A 7,658-nucleotide genomic window follows, 5' to 3' on the forward strand; every position below is an offset into this window, starting at 1 on the left:
CGGCAACTGTTTTTCTTTTGATCTGTAAACTAAGCTTTCTGATCGCACTTTTTTCAAAGGGCGCGTTTTTTTACTAGCATAAGCCATAGTGGTGAACAGAAACACGGTTCTGTCGTTTCTATAATCTTTTGTATAAAGATTCTCCTTACCTAAAAAAGATGTTATTCAGCTTTATCTAGTTCTTACCCAAGGGTTTTTCTACAAAATTGTGTAAAAAGTTTTTTGTTATTGTATATCTTCATCTAATAAAAGTACGATTATGCAATCGAAAAAGAAAGCTCCAATGAATCCAAAATTTCAAACGGCCATAGATGTTTTGTTAAAAGGTGTGGCAGACTTATCCACTACTTTTGCCCAAGATGGGCTATTAAAAGTTGTAACGAAAAATATAGTAGAACAGGCGCTGGCATCTGAGATGGAAAATCATTTAGGCTATAGTAAACATAATAGAAATGAGTCTGATAATTAAAGCAATGGCAACTATCTATAACAACGACTTCAAGCTGATGATCCCATCCAAGTGCACATTACCAGCGAAAGTAGCGTTTCGCAGAAAGTTTATTTTTACGCTCTTAAACCCAAGGTCATGTTACCATTCAACGACTATCCTTTTGTATACTTTGTAGGTATTGGTGGCATAGGCATGAGTGCTTTAGCACGCTTATTGGCTAAGCAGGGATGCCAAGTTTTTGGATACGATCAGTGCGCATCTGCTGTAGTATCAGCACTCAGAAGGGAGGGTATTTTAGTAGATTGTACGGATAGTCCTACTGCTATCCCTGAAGTGATTGCCAACCATCCTGACCAAACCTTAGTGGTTTATACACCAGCTATCCCCACTCATAGTGCTATTTTAAACTATTTTAAAGCAGCGGGTTATAAGATTCAATCACGTGCAGAAGTATTAGGGCTTATTTCCAAACAATTTAGGACGATAGCTGTAGCGGGTACACATGGCAAAACAACTACTTCAGCTATGATTGCTCATATACTTTACCAGAGTAATCAACCAATGGTAGCTTTTGTGGGAGGTATCATAGATCGATATCATAGCAACCTGCTGTATAATTGTTCATTAGACCAAGTAGAACTAATGGTAGCAGAAGCCGATGAATTCAATAGATCTTTTTTACATCTTAAACCTACCTTTAGCATTATTACTGCTGCAGACGCAGACCATCCAGAGACCTATAGCACACCTGCCCTTATGCAGGCTAGTTTTATTGAATTTATTCAACAAAATCAGAAAAATTTGCTTATACAGCATAGTGCTGCCCATCAGTTAGAGGTTGGTAAACATTATACGCAACCTTTTCGAACTTATGGATTAGATCAAGGAGATATTACAGCGGCTCGTGTAGCTATTGGACTCCATAAAAGTACTTTCGATTATCTAGGATCTGGTATAACGATTGCTAATATGGTTTTACCTATGGCTGGCTTGCATAACATTGAAAATGCATTAGCAGCTATTACAATCTCTTTGGAACTGGGTATACCCGCCATTCAAGCGCGTAAGGCTATGGCTACTTTTCCTGGTATAAAAAGGCGGTTTTGTTTGGTTGCCCAACACAAGAACTACCTATTAATAGATGATTATGCCCATCATCCTGTGGAAATTAGCGCTTTACTTACTTCCGTTAAAAAGCTCTATCCCAGCAGTGTGCTAACGGCTATTTTTCAACCCCATCTTTTTTCACGTACTCAGGCGTTTTATAAAAATTTTGCTGCTAGCTTAAGTCTAGTAGATCAAGTTTTTATATTACCGATCTATCCAGCTAGGGAGGTACCTATTCCAGGCGTTACCGCAGAACTTATTTTTAATGCACTAACCTGTAAACAAAAAGCCTTGGTCACCATGGATGACTTGCTGGCCAACTTAACTGCTTCTTGTTCTAGGATTAGAGAACATCAGGTAATTGTTACGATCGGGGCGGGAGATATAGGGGAGATGGTTTCAGCTATAGCTAAAACCATGGCAGAAATTTTTGGGGATAGTGGTTAGATGAAATTAGTAAAAAAGCTTTTTTATCTCCCTTTTTACATAGATTTTTTCCTGCTGCACTAGTTTCTGATACGACTGATAACCAAATATATTTTACTCTTCTAAATGTTCTTCATGTATTTCATAGTCCCAGTTATCTATCATCCTGGTTTCCTCATTGAAATTAATGCCTAGTAATATAATAGCTTTTTGTCTGAGCAAATAAGGCTTATAATACCCGTTTTCTTTGATTTGCTGTAAAGCTACTTTTCCGCTGGATTTATATTTTATTTCTATAATGTATATGGCTGATTCTAATTCTAAAACGATATCTGATCTGCCTTTACTGGAAGGAGATTCGCTATACATGTGCATTTTTCTACCGCCTAGAAATCCTAACCCTTGCAGCAGCATATGTAAATTGCTGTGGTATTGTTTTTCTTGTTTGGTATCGATATAGTAAGGAAGCGTAGCAAAAGCAGTGTTGATACTATCTATAAATGATCTAATTTTTTTATTGGAGAGTGCATTTCTAATTTTATCTCGTTCTTTTATAAAGTAATCTTTTACGCTTTTTTCTAAACTCGATTGGATACTTTTCTGAAAGGATTCTTCTATTTCTTTATTAGGAAATTTTAATGTATATAGACCCGTAGATTCATCATAATGGTCAATGGTTAGATATCCAGTTTGAAACATCAGAGACTTTAAACTAATTTCATTTCTACTTTCTGTATACATTAGGTCATCTCTGGTGGCCTCTATTTGGAGGTTTCTTATGTTAATATCAAATCTATCAGGATCTGCGAGCATCTGGTTAATGAGTAAGCTTGGACTGCCTGACTCGTACCAGTAGTTGGCTAGCTTAGCAGAGTCTAAAAACCTTAGCGTAGACCACGGGTTGTATACACTTGCTCCATCTTCGTAAAACTTATATCCATTATAGTAAGTTGCCATGTGGCCCATTACTTCTAATGCAGTTATTTTTTTATTTGCTTTTTGACTCCATGTTTCAGCAACATCTTCTAAGTTATTTGAGAATATGGTTAGAATTTCTTCTTGCCTATAACCAAACATCGCATCAGCAGATGCATCAATGGTAATGTCTTTTAAATGATTGGCCCCTGAGAATACATCAGATAAACTGAATTTGCTTACGCCAGTGATAAAGATAAGTTGAAAGTAGCTATTTAATGACTTCAAGGTCATAAAGAAATCTTTCATGACTTTGATATTGGCGTTTTCTAAATCGGAACCTTTAGTTAGATGAACAATAGGTGCATCGTATTCATCTATAAGGACTACTATTCTCAGTTCATAACTATTTCCTAACTGTGTCATATCTGAAACCAGATTAGAAAATTTTGCTTTAACAGCATGACCTCTAAGTGTTAGACCATATGCTGAAGCAATTTCTGTTAGTGTATCTTCTAAAGACAATTGTAATAATTCAGGTGTATCATTGGTTAATCTAGAAAGGTCCAACCTAATCACCGGATATTTCTTCCACTGATAACCATTTTCAGGTTTAGCTATGTGGTAATCCTTAAAAATTTCTTGTTCACCGCTACAGATGGTAGCCAGTGTATTGATAAATAAAGATTTTCCAAACCTTCTAGGCCTAGCTATGAAAATAGGATTTCTCTTTTCAATTAGTTCTTGTGCATATCTTGTCTTATCTACATAGTAACCTGTTTCAATCACTGATTTAACATCTGAGTAGCCAATAGGCAGTGCATTTATCTTACGCATCATTTTATCTTCTTGAAACTTTTGTTCTTTCTCTTTTTAAAAGGCATCTAGAGGAATGATCTATCCAAAATAGACTAAAATACCCCTAAATAACAATAAAGCTATAACAAAAATTTATACTATGGATCTATGACAACAAGCTTAATACTGGATTTTAAAAATAAATAGGCTTATCAGTAGAAGATGTTGGGGTTATCGCTTAAAAACCACCCCTTGCTATACGCTAGGTGCATTACTGCAATCATTAAGTAGACAGGAAGGCGGCTCATAGGTTTGTAAGATTAAATTTTAACTATTATATAACACGTCAGCACTCATGTACTGAATTTCATGGATCTTCAAGAACATCAATCAAAATCCTCATCCGATAATACCATATCGCCATCTCCTTTTTCTTTTTCCTTTTCCAAAAGACGCACACATTCTTTGGCAATAGGTATCATGGTATCCCATTCTGGGTAGCGGATCACTTCAAAATCGGATAGCTCAAAACATTTCTCGTAAAATGGGTCTAATACAACGTTTAACTCTCTTAGTTTTTCTATGGATTCTTCATAGAAATTAAGCTTACGAGCATAATAGTCTAAAAAATTGATCCAATCAACTTCATCATATAATGATGTACCTATATAATCTAAAAAATTAGTATAGTATTGATATAAATTATTCCATTGATATTTAGAAAATTCATGTATTGGGTCACTTAGGGGTTCAACACCCACAAGAATATTACTAATCCAAAGATATTTAGGAGTCATTTTTTAATCCAATTCTAATAATGGTTTCAATTCTTCAAACATATCTTGCGGTATATGAAAATCTTGCTTATTTGGATGTGTTGCGGGATTAACCCACTGACCATCCTTGGTTAACACTTTTCCATTTTTATAACGTTCAAAGTAATTGTATTGTTGCCCTACTGGTGCTCTAGCATCCGGATTTTTGGGACTAAATCTAATATAATCGCTTCCGTCCTTAACGTTCGGATTTATAATTTTAGTCCCCTTATTTTTTTTCGCAACTTTCGTAATCCAACCTTCTGGTTTATACAGCATTGATTTACCTGCTGGATCTCCAATTGGACCAAGTTGTTTAGGAGTCCCCTGTTTATTTAGGCTTTTCACACGGTCTAATCTGGCAAGCAGATACTGAATGATTACAAACAGCTAGGTTAACCACTGCACATTAAGCACTCTTTTTCTTCTCCACGAGAGAGAGGGGTTGCCACTTTTTCTTTTTTTTGTATGGTAAACTTTATAGCATCCGCTGCTGCCTTGGTACGTAAATAATACATTCCTGTTTTGAGCCCTTTTTTCCAGGCATAAAAATGCATAGAGGTTAATTTAGCCATGGTGGCATCCTTGACATAAAGATTTAAGCTTTGGCTCTGACAAATATAAGGTGCGCGGTCGGCGGCCATATCAATAATAGACTTTTGGGGAATTTCCCAAACGGTTCTATAACGCTCTTTAATAGACTGTGGAATAGATGCAATGTGTTGAATAGAGCCATTACCCATCATCACTTCCTCTTTTACTTGCTCATTCCAAAGCCCCAACTGAATCAGGTCCTCTAATAGGTATTTGTTTACCACAATAAATTCACCAGAGAGTACTCTTCGGGTGTAAATATTGGCAGTATAGGGTTCAAAGCATTCATTATTACCCAATATTTGGGAGGTAGAGGCTGTGGGCATTGGCGCTACTAGCAGTGCATTTCTTACACCATACTGGCCTATTTCTTTACGTAAATGATCCCAATTCCATCTTCCGGAAGAAGGTGTTACGCCCCACATATCAAACTGAAGGATACCCTGTGCAATAGGTGATCCAGGATAGCTTTCATATACCCCTTCTTGTTGAGCCAAGTCTTTAGAAGCCGTTAGAGATGCAAAGTAAATAGTCTCAAAAATTTCTCGGTTGAGTAACCGCGCTTCTGGGCTATCAAAAACCAGCTTCATTTTCAGAAAAACATCTGCTAGTCCTTGTACACCAATACCAATGGGCCTGTGTCTTAAGTTAGAATTACGTGCTTCTGCTAAAGGATAGTAATTCCGATCGATTACTTTGTTAAGATTTTTAGTAACCAAATAGGTTACCGCATATAATTTGGCATGGTCAAAACAGCGATTATCATCTACCAACATGGGCAATGCAATAGAGGCCAAGTTGCAAACCGCAATTTCGTCGGGTGCTGTATACTCTATAATCTCTGTACAGAGATTACTAGATTTTATAGTACCCAAATTTTTTTGATTAGACTTTTGATTAGCTGCATCCTTATAAAGCATATAAGGGGTGCCTGTTTCTATTTGAGCCTCCAGAATCGCAAACCAAAGCGTTTGTGCTTTAATGGAGGTACGTGCCTTACCCTCTTTTTCATACTGTTTGTATTTTGCTTCAAATGCTGCGCCATAACAATCTGCAAGCCCTGGTGCTTCGTTTGGACAAAAGAGCGACCACATGCCATCTTGTTCTACGCGTTGCATAAATAAGTCGGGAATCCACAGCCCATAGAAAAGGTCTCTGGCTCTTCTTTCTTCTTTTCCATGGTTCTTCTTCAACTCTAAAAAATCAAAGATGTCTGCATGCCAAGGTTCTAGATAAATGGCAAAGCTACCTTTTCGTTTACCCCCCCCTTGATCTACATAGCGGGCCGTCATATCAAACGTTCGTAACATAGGTACAATCCCGTTAGAGATCCCATTGGTTCCGCGAATATAGGAACCCGTAGCCCGTATATTATGAATACTTAACCCAATCCCGCCAGCAAACTGAGATATTTTAGCACATTGCGCAAGGGTGTTGTAAATACCTTCAATACTATCACTCTGCATCATTAGTAAAAAACAAGAGGAAAGTTGTGGCTTGGGTGTTCCTGCGTTAAACAGGGTAGGGGTGGCATGGGTGAACCACTTTTGAGACATGAGCTGGTAAGTTTCCAGTACAGCATCCAGATCATCACCATGAATGCCTAGTGCTACACGCATCAACATATACTGAGGCCGTTCTACAACTTTACCATTTATTTTCAACAGATAAGAACGTTCTAGGGTTTTAAACCCAAAGAAATCATAGCTAAAATCACGTTCATGTACAATCGCATGGTCTAAAATGGCAGCATGGCTGGCAATGATTTTATAAACGTCCTGGGCTATAAGGGGAGCGTGTTGTCCCGTTTCAGGATTTACATAGGTATAGAGTCTTTTTATCGTACTAGAAAACGACTTACTCGTTTCTTTATGTAGGTTAGAAATGGCTATCCGAGCAGCTAAAATGGCATAATCTGGATGGTATACCGCCATAGCCGCTACGGTTTCTGCCGCTAGGTTATCTATAGCTGAAGTCGTTACTCGATCGTAAATACCTTCAATAATCTTTTTAACAATAGCAATAATATCAATATAATCCCTATTTAATCCATAACATAGTTTCTCGATTCTAATGGTTATTTTATCGAACTTGACCGATTCTAAGCGTCCATCTCGTTTTATAACTAACATCTACTTTTTTATAAATTTTTGATTATTGATCCAATGATAGCGCTTGTTATGCTAAGTCCATGGCTACTTAACTGCCTAATAGCCACCTAAGGTGCTACAAAGCTAATGGTTTTATCCTACCTAAACCAAACTTATGAGGTATCTATTCACGACTATGGTAAATTTAAGCAAGAAAAGAAAAAACGCCCCTTGTACTAATTTCGTGAACAGGAAATAGCGTCAACTTAAGAGATATATTTTACTCATTTTCAAATATAATAGTCTTCATTTAGGCCACTGCTGTGCAGCCATTTTTATCCCACTTTTTGCTTGATAAAAAAGTGGACAAAAAATCAAACCCTGGGTAAAAAGTTGTGGAAAGCGCCCTTTACAGCTGGAAAAACAGCATCCACCCTGCAATATCCATTGCAGCTGTTTTTC

General features: G+C 37.2%; 6 protein-coding genes. 2 read left to right on the forward strand and 4 right to left on the reverse strand.

Annotated features, from left to right (window positions below):
* Positions 1-283: 283 nt before the first annotated feature.
* Both MUW73_RS01645 and murC read left to right on the forward strand, forming a co-directional pair.
* Entirely contained in the window at positions 284-469 is a 186-nt protein-coding gene (locus tag MUW73_RS01645) for a hypothetical protein (RefSeq protein ID WP_243575192.1), read from the forward strand.
* Between the two features lie 117 nt (positions 470-586).
* Positions 587-2,005, forward strand: coding sequence for a UDP-N-acetylmuramate--L-alanine ligase (gene murC, locus MUW73_RS01650; protein WP_243018577.1), 1,419 nt, complete (start codon positions 587-589; stop codon positions 2,003-2,005).
* 93 nt (positions 2,006-2,098) lie between these two features.
* Here murC and MUW73_RS01655 read toward each other — a convergent pair whose 3' ends face one another.
* From MUW73_RS01655 to MUW73_RS01670, 4 genes are all read right to left on the reverse strand, one after another.
* Positions 2,099-3,739 (reverse strand): AAA family ATPase, encoded by a 1,641-nt coding sequence (locus MUW73_RS01655; protein WP_243575193.1) that lies wholly within the window; start codon positions 3,737-3,739, stop codon positions 2,099-2,101.
* A 344-nt stretch (positions 3,740-4,083) separates the two neighbouring features.
* Complete coding sequence (locus MUW73_RS01660) at positions 4,084-4,494, reverse strand: hypothetical protein (protein ID WP_243018575.1); 411 nt, start codon at positions 4,492-4,494, stop codon at positions 4,084-4,086.
* A 3-nt stretch (positions 4,495-4,497) separates the two neighbouring features.
* The gene (locus MUW73_RS01665) at positions 4,498-4,860 is read right to left on the reverse strand and encodes a hypothetical protein (RefSeq protein ID WP_243575194.1); all 363 of its coding nucleotides are present in this window, start codon (positions 4,858-4,860) and stop codon (positions 4,498-4,500) included.
* Between the two features lie 47 nt (positions 4,861-4,907).
* Positions 4,908-7,238: a ribonucleoside-diphosphate reductase subunit alpha gene (locus MUW73_RS01670; RefSeq protein WP_243018573.1), complete on the reverse strand. Its 2,331-nt coding sequence runs from the start codon at positions 7,236-7,238 to the stop codon at positions 4,908-4,910.
* Between the last annotated feature and the right edge of the window lie 420 nt (positions 7,239-7,658).

Source organism: Candidatus Cardinium sp. cByotN1, assembly GCF_022810525.1.
Taxonomy (GTDB): domain Bacteria; phylum Bacteroidota; class Bacteroidia; order Cytophagales; family Amoebophilaceae; genus Cardinium.

Excerpts from the sequence above, each read along its gene's own strand:
- MUW73_RS01645 (WP_243575192.1), top strand. The coding sequence starts at position 284 with ATGAATCCAAAATTTCAAACGGCCATAGATGTTTTGTTAAAAGGTGTG.
- MUW73_RS01660 (WP_243018575.1), bottom strand. The coding sequence starts at position 4,494 with ATGACTCCTAAATATCTTTGGATTAGTAATATTCTTGTGGGTGTTGAA.
- murC (WP_243018577.1), top strand. The coding sequence starts at position 587 with ATGTTACCATTCAACGACTATCCTTTTGTATACTTTGTAGGTATTGGT.
- MUW73_RS01670 (WP_243018573.1), bottom strand. The coding sequence starts at position 7,238 with ATGTTAGTTATAAAACGAGATGGACGCTTAGAATCGGTCAAGTTCGAT.
- MUW73_RS01655 (WP_243575193.1), bottom strand. The coding sequence starts at position 3,739 with ATGATGCGTAAGATAAATGCACTGCCTATTGGCTACTCAGATGTTAAA.